This window comes from Bartonella sp. CL63NXGY (assembly GCF_042194905.1).
Lineage (GTDB): Bacteria > Pseudomonadota > Alphaproteobacteria > Rhizobiales > Rhizobiaceae > Bartonella.
In genome coordinates this window covers 15,178-34,108 of record NZ_JBHINK010000012.1, presented here as the reverse complement: position 1 = coordinate 34,108, position 18,931 = coordinate 15,178, and the positions used below count along the sequence as shown (strand labels likewise).

The following is an 18,931-nucleotide window of genomic DNA, read 5'->3' as shown; positions in this document are numbered from 1 at the left end:
ACAACTCTTGCATTAAGACGTTTCATAAGAGGTATTTCTACTCCTTTCTCATACATTTTTATCCACATATCTGCCCTGCTTGTGACGTGCAAGCAAATGATTTTGATTGATTCAAGATAAACAGGTTTGAAATGAGAGAATCTTATGTGATTCGGGACTCTCATTTAATATGCAAACAGTAAATTATGACTATAAATCAACATGTTGTCTTTAAAAACCTTTTTATGACTATAAAAGAATTTTGAAAAATAAAAAAGCTTTCATTGAGAGCAAAGAAAGAATGTATAAAAGGTATTTTCAATAAAATAATTATACTTGAAGTGCTGATCAAAGCTATTGAGAGTGCAGTCCATAAAATGAGCAGAAGTAGCTTGTTGGTGTATTTTCTAGAAAAATCATGAATGTTCGATTGTTAATTCATCTTTTCTTGGAAAGCTCGCTTCAGTTCAAATAGCAAAAGAGAGTGGTAAGGACATTTATAGGATAAGATACGCTGGAATTATTCAGTATTAAGATGCAATGAATGTTGTTTATATTTTTCTTATTTAACTATTTTATAAGAGCATAAATTTAAAGAATAAGAAAATAATTTTATTTATTTTCTTTAAACAGTTATTAGTAGATAAAAAATTCTCTTTTAATCTATAAATTAAAAAAATAATGATTTTGTAAAAGCCTTGTAAGCTTTATAGGTTAATTTTAAATATCATGCATTGATTTTGAATTATGCAGATTATTTATGTCAACCATAATAATAGTGAGCATAGACAATGACATTTAATTTTTTCGTCAATTTATTTCTATTTGTTATTTTTTTATTATTGGTTTCTCAAAGTAAGAAAATGCAATGGAGTCTTTCACTACGTGTTATGCTATGGCTTATCCTTGGCTTGATTTTTGGAAGTGTTTTGCAGTTTATTTATGGAGAGGGTGAAAGCACTTTATTGAAATCCGTTGAATGGTTTAACATTGTCGGTGAAGGCTATATTTTATTGTTGCAAATGATTGTTATGCCACTGGTTTTTATTTCTATCGTTTCAGCAGTTGCTCATTTACATTCTGTTTATGCTGTTGGAAAGATGAGTATAATAACAATTTCAATATTGCTTTTTACAACGGCTCTTTCAGCATTGGTTGGTGTGCTTGTGGTTAATTTTTTTGGATTAACAACCGATGGTTTGGTGCATGAAGGGCAAAATGTTTCTGCTCTTCTTGAAGGTCATATTTCTAAACTTGGAGATATGAATATACCAAAGATGATTTTGTCTATGATTCCTAAAAATCCATTTGCTGAGTTGAGTGGAGCTAAACGTACGTCAATTATCAGTGTTGTTATTTTTGCGTCATTTTTAGGTGCATCGGTTCTTCTTTTAAAGAAAGATGAGCCAGAAAAAGGAGAAAAAGCGCTTTTATTTATTCAAGTGGCACAAGCTTGGATTATGCGGTTAGTCCGTATTGTGATTGCTTTGACGCCTTATGGTATTTTTGCACTTATGACGAAAGTAGGAGCAATATCGCGTATTGCAGATATTTTAAATTTACTGGTTTTTATTATTGCTTCTTATGTCGGTATTATTTTAATTTTTGGAATTCATGGTGTATTGCTTGGTATTTCTGGGATTAATCCCTTTCGTTTTTTCAAAAAGGTTTTACCAGTTTTAACATTTGCTTTTAGCAGTCGTTCAAGTGCTGCAAGTATTCCTTTGAATATTGAAGCGCAAACACAGTGGATAGGTGTACCACAATCCATTGCGAGTTTTGCAGCTTCTTTTGGGGCAACAATTGGACAAAATGGTTGTGCTGGTCTTTATCCAGCGATGCTTGCGACCATGATTGCACCCTCTATGGGTATTAATCCTCTTGATCCTACTTGGATTGCTACGCTTATTGGTGTTGTAACATTGAGTTCTATTGGTGTTGCTGGTGTGGGGGGAGGTGCTATTTTCGCTGCATTGATTGTGTTACCAATTATGGGGCTTCCTGTTACTTTGGTTGCTGTACTTATCTCTATTGAACCGCTAATTGATATGGGACGGACTGCTCTAAACGTGAGCGATTCAATGATAGCTGGAACGGTCACTAGTCAAATATTACGGACAACAGATAAAAGTATTTTAAAAAAATAATTTTAGGTTATATTTTTTTGGGCTGTAAAACATCTGTAAGAGATATTTGCGCTGAACCAGGTTGTAGGGGTTTTTGTTGGTTGGGATGAGGAGCCCAACCAGAGAGCCAGATGAAAGAAAAATGTGCACGAATACGTCCATCAGGATCACTAAATTGTTGTGCATAGATTTCAGATGCGCGGAGAAAAAAACGTTTGGATACAGGGCGTCGTGAACGATTGATGAGTGCATTTTGCATTCCCATAGCTTTAAGATCGTGCATAAGGTCAAACATTGTATTATAACGTATTGTGATATCTTCAACGTCTGCTACAGGCAGGGCAAAGCCAACACGCTGTAAAAGAGCGCCTGCATCACGAATGTCGGCAAAAGGGTAGATCCTAGGGCTTGCTCCACCATAAATTTCACTTTCAGCTTGCAGCAGGCTTTCCCGCAATTCTCTTAATGTACCAGCTCCTGCCATAACAGCAAGAAATAAGCCATCTGGTTTAAGGGTATTTTTTATCTGGCTTAGAACACCAGGGGTATCATTGGTCAATTGTAATGAAAGAAGTGAAACAATAAGGTCACAGTAACTTTGAGGTAAATCAAGAAATTCTCGATGACGTAAATAGAATTTTTTATCATGGCTTTGATAAAGCGTATCGGTTTCAATGCGTTCTATGGAACAAACTTTTCCAGATTTCATTAAAGCTTGCGCAGCAAGGTCTGTATGGCTGTGTAAATCAAGAGCTAATGTAAAGAGGCGATCAACAGTGCTAAGGCGTTTATAGAGATCTTCTGCCATGTGAGAGAGTAAAAAGTCACATCCTTTTTTTGCTTTTTGAAAGGCACGTTTTCGGAATTGTTCAATGCGGTTATGATCAAAAATTAAAGGATGCGACATATTGTGGAACACTTTCGATCTATGAAAGAATATATTTTGAAAAGGTTCATTATTTGTGCAAGCTCTGTCAAGTTTATAATATGAAAGAAAATAAATTTATAGAAGGTAAGAGTTTTTAAAGGAATTAAAATTATAAATTGAGGAAATACAAAGGAACTTTTGTTCTGAGGGAAACTTGTAAAAGCCTAAATTTATAATGTTGTATTTTCGAGAAGCGGCGTTAAATAGCGGGGATATACTAAGTAAGTTCGTTGAACGCTTGAAAACGATGCTTTATCCACCAATTTGTCCTGGATGTAAGCAAAATGTTTCTACTTATGGTACGATTTGCTCCGAATGTTGGAAAGACCTTCAATTTATCACGAAACCTTATTGTCCTGTTATGGGGACTCCTTTTGTTTGTGATATGGGGGATGGTTTTCTTAGTGGTGAAGCACTCCGTAATACTCATCCTTTTTCACGTGTTCGCTCAGTCATTGTTCATAAAGGGCTTGCACGAACTTTAGTAACGCGCTTAAAATATGGTGATCATATAGAATTGGCATCATTTATGGCCAATTGGATGATGTTTGCTGGACGCGAGGTTATTGATGATTGTGATGTTATTATTCCCATTCCATTGCATTTTCGTCGTTTTTGGGAGAGGCGTTATAATCAATCTGCTGAGCTTGCACGTTATATTGCAGCATCACAAAAAAAGCTTTTAAAACCGAGTTGGCTTGTTCGTTGTCGGCATACCCGTCCGCAGGTTAGTCTTTCTTCAAGAGAGAGAAAACTTAACGTAAAAAATGCTTTTAAGGTTTCGCATAAAGTTAAAAAATATCTCAAAGGATGTTCTGTTTTGCTGATTGATGATGTATTTACAACGGGTGCAACAGTTACAGCAGCAGCTGCTGCATTAAAAGATGCAGGTGCACGACAGGTTGATGTGCTAACATTTTCGCGTGTTCTCAAAGAAGATTCTATTTTTCCCTCTTCTTAAGAGGAATTTAAAATGAATATTATTAAAAAATATTGGAGGATAATCCTATGAAAGAGATAATAATTTATACACGCCCTAACTGTCCTTATTGTACAAAAGCACGTGATTTGCTTAATAAAAAAGGCGTAAAGTATACAGATATTGATGCTTCCACATCCCTTCGCCAAGAAATGGTACAGCGTGCAAATGGACGTAATACATTTCCACAAATTTTCATAGATGATTATCACGTTGGCGGTTGTGATGATCTTTATGCTTTAGAGGCTGAGGGAAAGCTGAATTCTTTATTACAAGGCATATAATATTTGTAAATTACATATCCTTACGACCTTTTTGCGAGAAGGAGATAGTTAACACCCATGTCTTTTGAGCGATTCCAGCTGTCGTTTAAAGGGTTATAAGTAATACCTATCTCATCAATGACAGTAAGAGCGTTTTTTGATAAGAAATTTTTAAGTTCTAGAGGTTTTAGGAATTTTTTATAATCGTGGGTTCCTTTAGGAAGCCAACGTAGAATATATTCAGCGCCTACAATAGCAAGCCCCCATGCTTTCCATGTGCGGTTGAGTGTTGAGACAAACATCAACCCTTGTGGTTTCAACATTTTTGCTGTAGCTGCTATGAAGAGATTAACGTCAGCGACATGTTCAACAACTTCCATATTAAGGATAATATCAAATTTTTCTCCTTCATTGGCAAGTACTTCTGCTGTCGTCGTGCGGTAATCAATGGAAAGGTCATTTTGAGCAGCATGGGTTTTTGCGACTTCAATATTTGTTTGTGCAGCATCAACGCCTACAACCATAGCACCAAGACGTGCCATTGGTTCAGATAACAAGCCTCCTCCACAGCCAATATCAAGAATTTTCAAATTGTGAAAGGGCGTAAGTGAAGAAGGGTCACGATTAAACTCTAAACAGATTTTTTCTCTGATGTAAGCAAGGCGTGTTGGGTTAAATTGGTGAAGAGGTCGAAATTTTCCTTGTGGATTCCACCATTCTGTAGCAATACGTGAAAAGTGATCAATTTCACTTTGATCAATAGTTGTTTGTGTTTCATCGATCATGTTGCCTTCCTTTTATTTTTAATGATCAGGTCAAGTAGATTTTATACAAAGTCAAGAGAAATTAATATAATCATAATGAAACTTGCACAAATGATAGATATTCGCTATGTCGAGAAAATGGTTAGTTGATACAGCATCTAATTCTCATTACTGTTTGAGATAAGAGATGTAAAGGTAAGAGTGTTATTAATGGCGCGCATTGTCATGAAATTTGGTGGAACATCTGTAGCAAACATTGAATGTATTCATAATGTTGCACGGCATGTCAAAAGAGAGGTTGATGCAGGCAATGAGGTTGCCGTTGTCGTATCTGCGATGGCTGGTAAAACAAATGAACTTGTTCAGTGGACGAGTGATGCTTCCTCCATGCATAGAGATGCTCGTGAATATGATGTTGTGGTTGCTTCTGGTGAACAGGTTACTTCAGGATTGTTGGCTTTGACACTTCAAGAAATGGGGGTGAATGCACGTTCATGGCTTGGTTGGCAAATTCCTATTCATACAGACAATGCGCATGGCCGTGCACGTATTACTAATATTGATGGATCTTTTTTAATCGAGTGTTTTCAGGAAGGTCAGGTTGCCGTTATTGCTGGTTTTCAGGGGTTGGCTCCGGATAGCCGGATTTCTACCTTAGGGCGTGGGGGATCAGATACAAGTGCTGTTGCTATAGCCGCTGCTGTACAAGCTGATCGCTGTGATATTTATACGGATGTGGATGGTGTTTATACAACGGATCCACGTATAGAACCGAAAGCGCGTCGTTTACCAAAAGTAGCTTTTGAAGAAATGCTAGAAATGGCTTCTCTTGGTGCAAAGGTTTTACAGGTTCGTTCTGTTGAATTAGCAATGGTTCATAAGGTTCGTACCTTTGTGCGTTCAAGTTTTGAGGATCCTGATGCGTTAGGCATGGAGGATTCAATGAGTTCTTCTGGAACACTTATTTGCGATGAGGATGAAATTGTGGAACAACAAAATGTTACTGGTATTGCTTTTGCCAAAGATGAAGCACAAATTTCCCTTCGTCGGCTTGCCGATCGTCCAGGGATTTCGGCAGCAATTTTTGGTCCCTTGGCTGAAGAACGCATTAATGTTGATATGATTGTGCAAAATATTTCTGAAGATGGCTCAAAAACTGATATGACTTTTACTGTACCATCATCAGATGTAGAAAAAGCCGTTACACTTCTTGAGAAGAATCGCAAAGAAATTGGATTTGATGTTCTCCAATTTGAAGGCGATCTCGCCAAGGTATCTGTGATTGGTATTGGAATGCGTAGCCATGCAGGTGTTGCCGCTACAGCATTTAAGGCTTTGGCTGAAAAGGGTATTAACATTCAAGCAATTACGACTTCAGAAATTAAAATTTCTATTTTGATTGATAGTGCTTACACTGAACTTGCGGTTAGAACATTACATGCTGTTTATGCTCTTGATAAGGGATAAGTATTTTTTAGTTTCAATAAAGTTTCAATAACATAAAGCTTTAATATATGTTAATAATTTTTGTTAAGAACAATTTATATTTTTAACTTAAATAGAATATTTAATACAGCAAAACTCTCTCATTTTAAACTTGTTCATGATAAATTTAAAAATGGTCACTTATACATTACAAGAGAAAGATGTTTGGGTAAAAAACTGTTTAAGAAGGGATAAAAAATATGCCGTCTATAAACGTTTTAGAGCCTATAGAGAGGGATGGAGAAGTCTTTACGATAAGCCTTAATGGAATAAGGAGCAGTGCACAGTGTTTATTCAAAAGATGCATGTTGCATGAGGGACAGCCCCGTCAATACAGATTTAATATTATAAATCTTAGAGAAATTAGAGCTCATTAGATTAGTGATGGAATTACCAAAAGTAAAATTGATGATGTATTTTCTATAGATGTTTAGTTTATCTTCAAATGATTGTTTATGACTTTATGTGTATCTTGAAAAGTTAATTTTTTCCATATTATGAGGCAATAAAAAAATCTATCTCTATAGACAATATTTATGTTTACGCTATACGTTATAAAATTACTATATCTTATGCGTTTATAGCTTCTTCAGAAGTACTTTTCATAAAATTATGTAACTATAGATCAAAATTAATGATAATGTTACAAGTGTGTTGCTTTTATTAATTAAATTTTTTTCATGTCTATTTCTCTTTTTTGAATTATAATTAAGATTTTCAAAGTTTTTGATACCTCCATATGTTCTTTAGGTTAACTTTCTTCCTTTAACTACTCTATTATAAGTATTTTCTGTGTCATACTGCCAACCACGCATGAAATACATTCTTCCGTTTTTTCAGTATATCGTGCTAGTTTCTTTATCGTGTTTACATATTTTGCAAATGGTGGTCTTTGTAAGCAAAACTCTTCTTGTGAGAAATATAGCCATATTATTTTACTCTTTTTGTATTTTATGTGGCGTTGTATAAATTCGAAAGTCTCGGAAATAGTGCTTTTTAAATTATCTGTGAAGAGTATTTTATGGTATCAAGAAATATAGAGCGAGCTCTTTAAACAAAAAGAAAATAAATATCAAATAAGAGCGCGAAAAGGGGAGAACAACGATATACATGCTCTATTTTTCCACCAATCATATGTTTTAGAATAGTCTAAATGACTAGGGTTTTCTTTTTTCCCGCGAGTTAATTACGTAAACTAGAGTGCTTCCTATGGAAGCATGCTTCAAGTTTAATTCTTTCATGGAGTGAGACAAGTGATGTGTCGATGATAAAAAACGGGAATATTTTTATCCAAAAATAATGTGCTTTTAAGAAGATAAAAATTAAAGTTGTTTAGAATACCGGCAATAAAATCAATAACGAGGAGGGTGGTTTATTGGGAAAAATAAGCCATGGAATTACTTAACTGATTATTGAACTTTGCTTATTCTTATCTTTTTCTTATTATTAAACATAAGATATTGATTTATAATAATTAAATTCTTCTTTATAGTGAATCATAGTCCCAATAAAAAATAGCTTTTCTGAAACCACGAAGCCTTTATTGAAACAATTAAAACCATTTCTGTGTATATCATGAGTGGAGCTGGTACATGAGTAAAAGATTATTGAAGAAAGGAATAAAAATATCTCTTATGATTCTTCTCGAGTGTCAAAGGTTATTGCAACATTAGAGGCTAGTAAATAGTATGATGACGTTAGTTTTCTCCTTCATAAGTGTAAAGATGAGGCGAGACAACGGATTTTACATTAAATATCGTCCGAATCGAACAAATGGGCAAAATTACTTTTTAGAATTTCTGCATAAAAATGTATTTTCAGTTAGTTTGTTAGGAACTATGAGAAATTCCTTTATTGCGCTTAATATAAATAAATCCATATCCCAGACCGATAAGGGCAGATAAACCAGAGCCACAAAGGACTCCAATTTTTGCCGCATCAAGCAGAATAATATCTTTAAAAGCGAGCATTGAAACAAAGATAGACATTGTAAAGCCAATTCCTGCTAAAAAACCAATGAGTAAAACACCTGTCCAGGTCATATGAGGGGGTAGGCGGCATAGTCCTGATTTTACAGCTATATAACTGGCAGTGATAATACCAAGAGGCTTACCGATGAAAAGACCAATGACAACACCCAGAACAATCAAGAATGATTTGTCAGAAGAAAGATCAAAGTTTGCAAAACTTACTCCTGCATTTGCGAAGGCAAAAACTGGCATGATAACGTATGCAACCCATGGATGCAATGCTTTTTGAACACGAGTTACTGGGGCAATCATGGCCCGTTGTCCTTTGCGCATCTTTTTTAATGCTGTTGAAATATGATGCAGATCTGTTTTTGTATTTTTTTCTTGAAGAATTTGCATAGCGTTACTGAGCATGGTGAGTGGCGCTACAAGAGTACGGGTAGGAAGAACGGGAGTCATCATCCCTAAGATTACGCCAGCAAGCGATGGGTGAACGCCTGTTACCATTAAACCCCACCAAATGATTGCACCAGGTAAAATGTAAAGCCATGCTGATGCAAGCCCGATCCACTGAAAAAATAGTACCAAAGCAATACCCGCTCCTGCAATCATTAAACCGCTAGGATCAATGTTTGTTGAGTAGAAAAAAGCAATAATAAGAACAGCGATAATATCGTCAATAATCGCTAATGATAGAAGAATAATATGAAGATTAGAAGGAATTTTTTTTCCGAGAAGAGCTAGAATACCTAGAGCAAAGGCAATATCTGTTGCTGTTGGCACAGCCCAACCGCGCATATGTCCCTCGTTAAAATTGAAGATAAAGTAAATAATTGCAGGAACACAAACGCCCCCTATTGCAGCAACAATTGGTAAGATTGCTTGTTTAAAATCGGCAAGAGCACCTTCATGAATTTCTCGTCGAATTTCCATTCCTGCGACGAGAAAGAAAATAGTCATAAGGGCATCATTAACCCAGAAATGTAAATCCCATGAAAGAGTGAAATGACCCAAATTAAAGCCAAGAGGTGTATGCCAAAAAGATTCATAGAAAGCAGCATATTTAGAATTGGCAAAAATAAGTGCAGAAGCAGCAGCTAATAAAAGAACAACACCACTAAGAGCTTCAATATGGAGAAAACGCTCGATAGCAGAAAGCGCTTGATTGGTGACACGAGAAGCGCGATTAGGCAGGCGATTTGAAGATAAACCAGACATGAACAACTCCAAGCATCGACAATTTTAGATTCTATATTCTCTGTATAAATAACCCTGTATGATACCTTCTGTATCATATAAAAGAAAAAAGAGGAATAAAGTTCTTAATTTATAGACAAGATCATCATGTTTAAAGCACAAAATGTTTAAGGCGATGCTTCATTTTTAATAGTAAGATGTACTTTGCTTAAAGCCTTGGATAGATCATTTTGTAGAGCAGATTCGAGATCAACTATTGCGAGACCTTTATTATCTTTTGCTTTAATTTTCACGATCAATGTTTGTGGATTTTTAGCAAATTCTCCTAAGGATTTTGAAATTTTTTCTGCTTCGTCATGATTTTTTAGCAGAATTTTTGGGGTCTGCGTCATCATTAGATAGAAATCGTCATAAAGTTCCTTTTTAAGATCATGTTGGCTGTCATTAAGATTTTGCGCAAGATAAGAAAAAAGCTTATCAATGAAACCTGCATCAGTATATTGTATATCAATTTCATTGATGCCAAGATCTTGAGACGCAGCAATCATTATATTTTTCTGACCAGAAAAAAGCTTTTCATCAACATCAATAACCTTAGCCGATATATCTCCAGATCCAACGTCTTTCATATTGAAAGACATTGTATCAAGAAAGAGCATACGTTTTTTTTCATCGTAAGAAATATCAACTTTTCCTGAAATATTAAAGCGCTCAAAGTTCAGGTTTTTAAAAAACTCTAAGTCTTTTTCATTCATTTTTTTAGGTAGAATGGAAAGGTTGTTGAGAGAAAGAAAAAGCTTTTTAGGGATAGGTTGTTTCCACAAACTTGGTTTGAATTGGAATGATTCGAGCGTTGCTTTCAACTGCGGTATATCAACGGTGATATTATCAACTTTGGCATCCGCTGAGGTAATGGCGAGCAGTATGTTTAGAAGAAGACCATTTTGTGCAACTTTTTCAGCGATTTTATTATTCTCTTTTCTTGCATTAAGATAAGCTTTGATTAATTTTTCAGGAGTTTGTTCAAGCGGTTTCATCTTTAAACCAGATGTTTTAAACTGCCCAAGGAAGAAAGAGCTATTTTTTTCTGCTTCTTCAAAAATATCAACACTTATATTATTCAGAGAAATGGGGCCAGTAACGGTTTTACCTTGATTGAGAGCATTGTTTTTTCCAAAAATGATAGAATAGGCATAGTTGATGTCGATATCATGGGCTTTTATTGTATCACTTTTAGCCATAAGTTGCATCTGTTTGGCACCATTTGCTACGACCGTTTTAAGATCCATATTTTTGATACTAACTGAACGGATATGGTTATTTCTAAAATCAGAAAGCTGGAAATTCTTGATCTCAACCGTTTCTGTTTGGTTATTTTTATTTTCTATAGAAAGTTGTATATTGGGAGCAATAATTGAGGAAAGCTCAATACGCATCATTGATTGTAAAAGACGTGATGTTATCGTTCTATCTTTTTCTTTTAGGGATACACTCTGAAGAGAAATTTGGGGAATTTGCACATGAATATTATTATGCTTTAAATCAACATTATAAAATGTAAAAGTTCCGGGAATAAAGGAAAGAGGAGGACGGGCAGAAATGGCACCAATTTTAAGTGATGTACCAGCTGGAACGGGTAATGTCACATTCTTCAAGTTGACTTTACCTAGAATGCTTACTTCAGATGTTTCGGCTTTTATGGCACGACGGGCTATTTCTTGTCTTACAAAACTGTCAAGATAGGGTTTTGCGATATAAAATCCACCAACAATTATAATTGCCAAGATAGCAACAAATCCAATAATGCAAGTGAGCCAATATCTGAGGTTACTTTGATACCCACTATTAAGATTGACCATTCTTTCTTCTTTCATTTTTATCACTCTGTGAATTGAGAGTGAAGATAAATTCTTTTAAGCAACGACAAAGGTTTAAATATAGCGTGTACCAGTTTCAACAATTATCTACGCTCTATATTAGAGTTATTCTCATCTTTTTTGCAATATAGCTTTATCAACTTTTATCAATTTTCTTTGGGTTCAGCACTTTATAGAAAAGCACGCATAATAAGGAGAGGTGAGTTTATGCGCATCATAATTTTTTATCACTTTAAAATTATCCTAAAATATTCCGATGTCTGCTTTTATCTTGCTGCTGTTTATAGGAATATTTAAAACATAAAAGATATGTTTTTGTTCATTAATTTAATGGGGAGAAGTGAGTGTTATGACAGAAAATCAAATAATGGCCTTTTCGATCATTGGTCTCATGATGGTTGTTTTTATTTGGGATCGATTTCGTTATGATCTTGTTGCTATTTGTACATTATTAATAGCTTGTGTCCTTGGTCTTGTTAGCCCGAAGGAAGCGTTTAGCGGTTTTAGTAATGATATCGTTATTATCGTGGGGAGTGTGTTTGTTGTCAGTACTGCTGTATCTCGCTCTGGTATAATGGAATTTATTATTCAACGGATATGGCCCGATGTGAAATCGGTGCGTCTTCAATTAGCTTTTTTGGTTCTTTCTGTTGTCGTATTATCAATGTTTGTTAAAAACATTGGTGCTTTGGCGATTATGCTTCCGATAGCTTTTCAGTTTGCACGTCGTTCTCAGGTTTCTCCTTCTGTCTTTTTGATGCCCATGGCCTTTGGTTCTTTGTTGGGAGGGCTTATGACACAGATAGGAACATCTCCTAATGTTGTTATTTCAGCGATGCAAGAGCGTTTAGCAGGAACACCTTTTACTATGTTTGATTTTACACCAGTTGGTGCGGTTATTGCGACGGCTGGTGTTGTATATTTGGTCTGTTTTTATTGGCTTTTGCCTGTGCGTGTGCGTTCAGGTGTATCATTTGATGATGCCATTGATATCCGTAATTATGTTGCAGAAGCGCATATTCCAATAAATTCACCAATTGTGGGGAAAAATATTGTTGATTTGGTTAAGCCATCAAGTGGTGATGTTATGGTAATTCAAATTATCAGAAACAAAGTATCTATTTCACCATTACCAGATTTTGTTTTGTCTGAAAATGATATTATTTTGCTGGAAGGGTCACATACAGGGTTAGATAGCGTGATGAACTCTGCTCGTTTAGAGTTTTCTAAGGGGCGAACTATTGCTGCAGGTGATAAGGACAGTGACATTGATATTATTGAAGCAGTCATTACCCATAATTCACCTCTTATTGGTATTAGTGCGAAAGAGTTTTCCCTATTTGATCGCTATAATGTAAATTTACTTGCGTTAAGTCGTCAACATGAAAGGGTGCGGGGAAGACTTGATGATATTATTTTCCATCTTGGAGATGTGATTGTTTTGCAAGGACAGGATGCAATTATTCCCAATTTATTAAGAGAATTGAAATGCTTGCCCCTAGCAAAACGAAATATTGTGTTTGGAAATTTACGACATGGTTTCATCTCTTTAGCTGTTTTATTTATAGCAATTATTTTTACAGCTTTTCATATTGTTCCAGTTGCTTTTTCTTTCTTTTCTGCTGCTGCAGCAATGGTGATCTTTCGTGTTTTGCCCGCGCGTGATCTGTATCAGGCATTAGATGGTCCAATACTCGTACTATTAGCGGCTCTTATTCCAGTGAGTGAAGCGTTAGAGAAAACAGGATGTACGGATCTCATTGGTCAATGGCTGAGCCAATTGGCAATATTTTTCCCGCCATCTGGTGCTTTAGCGCTTATGTTGGTGACAGCTATGTTGGTTACGCCATTTTTGAATAATGCAGCAACAGTGATGATGGTAGCACCAATTGCGTCAAGTTTTGCTCATTCCCTTCATTATAAGCCTGAAGCTTTTTTGATGGCTGTTGCAATTGGTGCGGGATGTGAGTTTCTTACACCTATTGGACATCAAAGTAATATGCTCGTGATGGCGCCAGGAGGATATCGTTTTAGTGATTATCCACGTTTGGGTGCTCCATTGGCGGTGTTGATCGTTATTATTGCTGTTCCAATGCTTATGTGGGTTTGGCCCTTACAATAGGATATTTTTAGAAACTTTAAGGATCAATTACAAAAGGTTGTTAATCGTATGAAGATAAGTTGAAGGGATACACTTTATATAAAGAGCTTTAACTGAAGATTTGGAATTATACCACACTTTAATCATGGCGCTTCGGTATTTTTGATACAGATAAAAATTTATTTATTGGGTTTTAAGGGACTTTCATGGAAATTTACCTTTTTTCAAGAAGTGGTTTTTCTATTATAATTCTATAATCCAATACAACCAACGATTGCGGTTGAAGACTTTAAAAGATTATCTCTCTATATAATGGGGAGAAAATCTGCTTGAGATGATAGGCAATCATGATAAATATTAAGGCAGTGAATTTTTCATAAGACTCAATATATGTAAAAGCTGTAATATGTACAAACAGGGTGCTTATATCATTTTCGATTAAGACTGTTGCAAAAATCCGATTGAATTGGCTACATGTTGATTTAAAATAAATAAACGAGCAATTTAAAGATTTTTAGTTAATTAGGACTACCATCTTTATCCATTTATGCGTAAAAGCACAAATAAAGTAACTTTTTTCAAGGTATGATATATGTCGTATGATAGTTTTATTGCTGAAGTGAATGCAGAATTTCGTCAGGAAAAGGCGCTTGCTTTTTGGAGACGGTATGGTTTTTCAATTATTGGAGCAGTTATTCTTTTTATATTCATGATAGTTGCTTATCAAGTTTATCATCATACGCAAATAAAGAAAGCTGGTTATATTGGTGATGCATTTGTAAAGAGTCTTGATCTTGCGAATACACGTGATTTTGATAAAGCGATAAAGCAATTAGAAACTGTTAAAACCTCTCATTTTGGGGGGTATCCTTTTCTTGCTCGTTTACGTGAGGCTTCTTTACTCATGGAGAAAGGTGATATTATTAAGTCAGTGGAGATCTTTGATTCTATTGCAGCGGATGAGAAAGCACCGCAGATTTTGCAGAAAGTTGCAAAAATTCGGGCGGCTTATATTCTGGTTGATACAGGGACATTAGCTGATGTTGAAAAGCGCATCAAAGATATGGCAAGTGATACCGATCCTATGCGTATGTCTGCAAGAGAAGCTTTAGGCTTAGCTGCCTATAAGGCGGATAAAATGGATGAGGCGGTTTATTATTTTAAAAAAAATTCTGAAGAAGGTGCTTTGGGTTCAAAAATAACAGATCGGGCTCGAATGATGCTTGAGCTTATACAAGCTGAGGGCAAGGCAAATAAGGAATAAATCGATGAGCCTTACCATTGCTATCATTGGTCGTCCCAATGTTGGGAAGTCGACACTATTTAATCGTTTGGTTGGGCAAAAATTGGCTTTGGTTGATGATAAGCCTGGTGTAACACGTGATCGGCGTATTCATGCGGCAAAACTTCAAGATCTACGTTTTGATGTGATTGATACGGCTGGGCTGGAAGAAGCAGGTGATCATACACTCGAGGGGCGTATGCGTTCTCATACAAAAGTTGCAATCGATGAAGCGGATCTTATTTTATTTGTATTTGATGCAAAGAGCGGAATAACACCAAGTGATTTAAATTTTTCTTCATTGGTTCGCAAATCAGGAAAGCCAATTGTGCTTGTTGCCAATAAGTCTGAGTCAAGAGCGGCAACAGGAGGAGAGTATGAGGCGTGGTCATTAGGTTTGGGAGAGCCGTGCCCAATATCGGCTGAACATGGTTTGGGACTTAGTGATCTGCGTGATGCAATTATAGATGCTGTTGGGTCAGAGCATGCTTTTGGCAACAACAAAGAAGAAAATAGGATGATACAGCCTGCATCTGTTGGTGATGATGTAAAGGATTTGGAAGAAGAGGAGCTTATTTACGATGAAAGTAAGCCCATTAGGATTGCGATTGCGGGGCGTCCCAATACAGGAAAATCCACTCTTATTAATAGTATGTTGAAACAAGAGCGATTGTTAACAGGACCAGAAGCAGGACTCACGCGTGATTCTATTTCTGTAGATTGGGAATGGCGCGGTCGTCATATTAAACTTTTTGATACTGCAGGTTTACGTCGAAAATCGAGAATTCAAGAAAAATTAGAAAAACTATCTGTTGCAGATACTTTGCGTGCTATTCGTTTTGCAGAAGTGGTGGTCATTGTTTTTGATGCAACGATACCTTTTGAAAAGCAGGATTTACAAATTGCTGATCTTGTGATTCGTGAAGGGCGTGTTCCAGTTATTGCTTTCAATAAGTGGGACCTTATTGAAAACAGTCAGACTACATTGATTGATTTGCATGAAAAATGTGCTCGATTTCTTCCTCAAGTTCGTGGTTTGAGAGCCGTTCCTTTATCAGGACAATATGGTCAAGGGATTGATAAACTGATGGAAAATGTCATGATGATGCACCGTGTATGGAATCGTCGCATTTCGACGGCTAAATTGAACCAATGGCTTGGAACTGTTGTGGCACATCATCCACCTCCTGCGGTTTCTGGACGTCGACTTAAGGTTAAATACATCACACAGGTTAAGACACGTCCTCCTGGATTTATGATTTCTTGCTCGCGTCCCAAAAGTATGCCACAGTCGTATTTGCGTTATCTTGTCAATGGGTTACGTGAAACATTTGATATGTCTGGTATACCCGTTCGCATATCATTACGAGCCTCTGATAATCCTTTTGCGACACGTTCCAAGAAGAAATGATAACTCTTTAATTTTTTGAGTGAATGAAATCTATACTTAAGAATCTTAAAAGTAAGTTTTTTCAATGATCTTTCTTTTCATAAAATTAAAATTTTATTTGCTAAAGTTTTAATTTTATTGATGATCATTTATTTGCATGTCATGAGAAGAGTGTGATAGGGAGTATTTAAGAAAGAGTACATAATCCTCTTAATGGGTTATTTAAGTGCAAGAATAGATGCAATATGAGGGTAGGGGAATATAATTATGATGCTTGTGTGAAAAGCAGTATTAGATTATCGTTTCATAAAAATAAAGATTATGAATAAGCGCTTTTGCTTACGATAGTTTGTCTGAATAAAAAGCAAAAATACTTGCTAAATCTACCGATATTCAATTGTAAAGAGTGAAGTTCATAAAAGTGGATTAAAATTGTATAAAGTGGTATGGTAATCGTATTTAAATTTTATTGTGTTCTATTGGCTTAATCTATTTGAAATTTTAGATTTATTAATATCTTGTATTTAAAGGAACTTCTCTTAATACCCTCAAGCTCATTTCGTGATGGGGCCTGTAATGGCATATGTAAAATACTTTGCGAATAGGATCATATAGAAACCATTGATTATTATTTTCATAAAATAAAAAGTGCTAGTTTATTTGAATAAAAGGTGTAAACTAACGCTCTCATACTGTTTTTTAGCTTTCTATGTTCTCTTTCAAAACTAGGATTGATATAACATTGGGAGCCGGAAAATAAGATGGTATCAGTTGACACCTTTCGTTAAGCGTAAAAATGGTTGTTCTATGAGTTTTATATTATTCACGGGAACTTTTGTTATACATTCACGGGTGCTGTCGTGAAATCGGTTTAGGTGCTCAGAATATCTTTTTAAGAAAGCATGTAAATTGAAAAATACGTTATTTCTGCAATAAAATTTATACGATAACTTGTGATAGATTTCTTTTAGTATCTTGACGAATAAATTCGGGAACAATATGATGCACACGGTTTTATGAAATGTATTCTTACGTTGCTTTTTAATAAGGAGCCAATGATGGCGATGGGCGAGAAACCCGTTATGAGCCGTAAGGAGGCTGAAGAGGAAAAGCAAGGAGAGTGTCTTCATTCAGAGGATTTGGAATGTCGTAGTAGGAATTTAAGCGTAGCTTTAGTGCGCAAGCAAGCATTAAAGAAGCGGGAGCATAAGAATAAGCGGGAAAAATCACAAGGAAGGATGGCAGGCGCAATTAAGCTTTCCAGTGAGTTTCTGGCAAGTGTTATAGTTGGTATTGTTTTGGGGTTGGGGTTTGATAAGTTAGCAGGTTCATGGCCTTGGGGATTAGTATTTTTTCTCTTCTTTGGGTTTGCTGCTGGTGTATTGAGTATTCTTCGGTCTGTGGGGTATGTTTCCTCCAGTCAATTAGGAAAAAAAGGCGCATTGCGCCAAAAACAAGATAAAGGGGCCAACGAGAGGTCCGATAAATGAGGTTGAAGTGACAACGCACGCTCCAGATCCTATTCATCAGTTTGAGGTTTCAAGGCTGATTAAGATTTCCATAGGAAATATGGATTTATCGTTTACAAATGTATCATTGTTTACAGTCCTTACGGTTGTTGTAACTTCTATTTTTCTCTTCATTTCGTCATCGAGTCGTGGATTGGTTCCAACGCGGATGCAGTCTCTTTCGGAAATGGCATATGAATTTGTAGCATCGACTCTGCGGGAATCATCTGGTGTGCAGGGGATGCAGTTTTTTCCTTTAGTTTTTTCTCTGTTTACTTTTATTTTAGTTGCTAACTTTATTGGTCTCTTTCCTTATTTTTATACGGTTACATCTCAAATCATGATCACGTTTTCGTTAGCAATGGTGGTGATTTTGACGGTGATTGGTTATGGCTTTTATAAGCATGGGGTCAGTTTTTTGAAACTGTTCGTTCCCAGTGGAGTTCCTGTTGTGGTTTTGCCTCTGGTGACAATGATTGAGGTTATTTCTTTTCTCTCCCGTCCAATTAGTCTTTCTCTTCGTCTTTTTGCGAATATGCTTGCTGGTCATATTACGCTTAAAGTGTTTTCTGGGTTTGTTGTTTCAATGATTGGGGTAGGACTCGTAGGTGTGGGTGGTTCGGTTTTACCGCTTATTATGACTGTAGCAATTACTGCACTTGAGTTTTTGGTCGCATTCCTTCAGGCTTACGTCTTTACGGTTTTAACTTGTATGTATCTTAATGATGCAATTCATCCAGGACATTAATAAAACTGGCGGTTATTCCGTCGAATAATGCAATTTCGCTTTAAAGGAGAATAACATGGAAATGGTGCTTGCAGCAAAATATATTGGCGCTGGTCTTGCTTGCTTTGGTATGGCTGGAACAGCTTTAGGACTTGGTAATATTTTTGGTAGCTATCTTTCTGGTGCATTACGAAATCCATCAGCAGCAGATAGTCAGTTTGGACGTCTCGTCTTTGGTTTTGCTGTAACAGAAGCTTTGGGAATTTTTTCATTGCTCATTGCTTTATTACTTCTTTTTGGGGTTTGATCATCATCAAAAGGGTATATCTGTTCTTGCATGAGGAAAGATTTACCC

The 18,931-nt window shown here is 36.0% G+C and carries 14 protein-coding genes; 10 read left to right on the top strand and 4 right to left on the bottom strand.

Annotated elements, in window-relative coordinates; all coding sequences use genetic code 11:
- Positions 1-770 precede the first annotated feature (770 nt).
- Positions 771-2,126 (top strand): L-cystine transporter, encoded by a 1,356-nt coding sequence (locus tag ACFIK0_RS06935; RefSeq protein WP_375654429.1) that lies wholly within the window; start codon positions 771-773, stop codon positions 2,124-2,126.
- 7 nt (positions 2,127-2,133) lie between these two features.
- Here ACFIK0_RS06935 and ACFIK0_RS06930 read toward each other — a convergent pair whose 3' ends face one another.
- Positions 2,134-3,012: a methyltransferase gene (locus ACFIK0_RS06930; protein ID WP_375654430.1), complete on the bottom strand. Its 879-nt coding sequence runs from the start codon at positions 3,010-3,012 to the stop codon at positions 2,134-2,136.
- 196 nt (positions 3,013-3,208) lie between these two features.
- Between ACFIK0_RS06930 and ACFIK0_RS06925 the strand changes: the two genes are divergently transcribed.
- Positions 3,209-3,994 (top strand): ComF family protein, encoded by a 786-nt coding sequence (locus ACFIK0_RS06925; protein WP_273790388.1) that lies wholly within the window; start codon positions 3,209-3,211, stop codon positions 3,992-3,994.
- 47 nt (positions 3,995-4,041) lie between these two features.
- A complete protein-coding gene (gene grxC, locus ACFIK0_RS06920) occupies positions 4,042-4,296 on the top strand; it encodes a glutaredoxin 3 (RefSeq protein ID WP_273790389.1) in 255 nt (84 codons plus the stop codon).
- Between the two features lie 20 nt (positions 4,297-4,316).
- Here the strand turns inward: grxC and ubiG are convergent, their stop codons facing one another.
- Positions 4,317-5,060, bottom strand: coding sequence for a bifunctional 2-polyprenyl-6-hydroxyphenol methylase/3-demethylubiquinol 3-O-methyltransferase UbiG (gene ubiG / locus ACFIK0_RS06915; RefSeq protein ID WP_273790390.1), 744 nt, complete (start codon positions 5,058-5,060; stop codon positions 4,317-4,319).
- Positions 5,061-5,249: 189 nt separating this feature from the next.
- Here ubiG and ACFIK0_RS06910 point away from each other — a divergent pair, with 189 nt between their 5' ends.
- The gene (locus ACFIK0_RS06910; RefSeq protein WP_273790391.1) at positions 5,250-6,506 is read left to right on the top strand and encodes an aspartate kinase; all 1,257 of its coding nucleotides are present in this window, start codon (positions 5,250-5,252) and stop codon (positions 6,504-6,506) included.
- Between the two features lie 1,847 nt (positions 6,507-8,353).
- On the opposite strand, the gene nhaA is transcribed toward ACFIK0_RS06910, so the two are convergent.
- Together nhaA and ACFIK0_RS06900 are read right to left on the bottom strand one after the other, a co-directional pair.
- Entirely contained in the window at positions 8,354-9,712 is a 1,359-nt protein-coding gene (gene nhaA / locus ACFIK0_RS06905; RefSeq protein WP_375663701.1) for a Na+/H+ antiporter NhaA, read from the bottom strand.
- Between the two features lie 146 nt (positions 9,713-9,858).
- Positions 9,859-11,565: a hypothetical protein gene (locus ACFIK0_RS06900; protein ID WP_375663700.1), complete on the bottom strand. Its 1,707-nt coding sequence runs from the start codon at positions 11,563-11,565 to the stop codon at positions 9,859-9,861.
- 352 nt (positions 11,566-11,917) lie between these two features.
- Here ACFIK0_RS06900 and ACFIK0_RS06895 point away from each other — a divergent pair, with 352 nt between their 5' ends.
- From ACFIK0_RS06895 to ACFIK0_RS06870, 6 genes are all read left to right on the top strand, one after another.
- Entirely contained in the window at positions 11,918-13,690 is a 1,773-nt protein-coding gene (locus ACFIK0_RS06895) for an SLC13 family permease (RefSeq protein ID WP_375637513.1), read from the top strand.
- Positions 13,691-14,261: 571 nt separating this feature from the next.
- On the top strand, positions 14,262-14,933 hold the full coding sequence (locus ACFIK0_RS06890) for a tetratricopeptide repeat protein (protein WP_273790395.1): 672 nt from the start codon (positions 14,262-14,264) through the stop codon (positions 14,931-14,933).
- A gap of 4 nt (positions 14,934-14,937) precedes the next feature.
- On the top strand, positions 14,938-16,362 hold the full coding sequence (der, locus tag ACFIK0_RS06885) for a ribosome biogenesis GTPase Der (RefSeq protein ID WP_273790396.1): 1,425 nt from the start codon (positions 14,938-14,940) through the stop codon (positions 16,360-16,362).
- A 1,037-nt stretch (positions 16,363-17,399) separates the two neighbouring features.
- Positions 17,400-17,831: an AtpZ/AtpI family protein gene (locus tag ACFIK0_RS06880; RefSeq protein WP_375631017.1), complete on the top strand. Its 432-nt coding sequence runs from the start codon at positions 17,400-17,402 to the stop codon at positions 17,829-17,831.
- 7 nt (positions 17,832-17,838) lie between these two features.
- Positions 17,839-18,597 (top strand): F0F1 ATP synthase subunit A, encoded by a 759-nt coding sequence (locus ACFIK0_RS06875; protein WP_273790444.1) that lies wholly within the window; start codon positions 17,839-17,841, stop codon positions 18,595-18,597.
- Between the two features lie 55 nt (positions 18,598-18,652).
- A complete protein-coding gene (locus tag ACFIK0_RS06870) occupies positions 18,653-18,883 on the top strand; it encodes a F0F1 ATP synthase subunit C (protein ID WP_005773968.1) in 231 nt (76 codons plus the stop codon).
- The last annotated feature ends 48 nt before the right edge of the window (positions 18,884-18,931 follow it).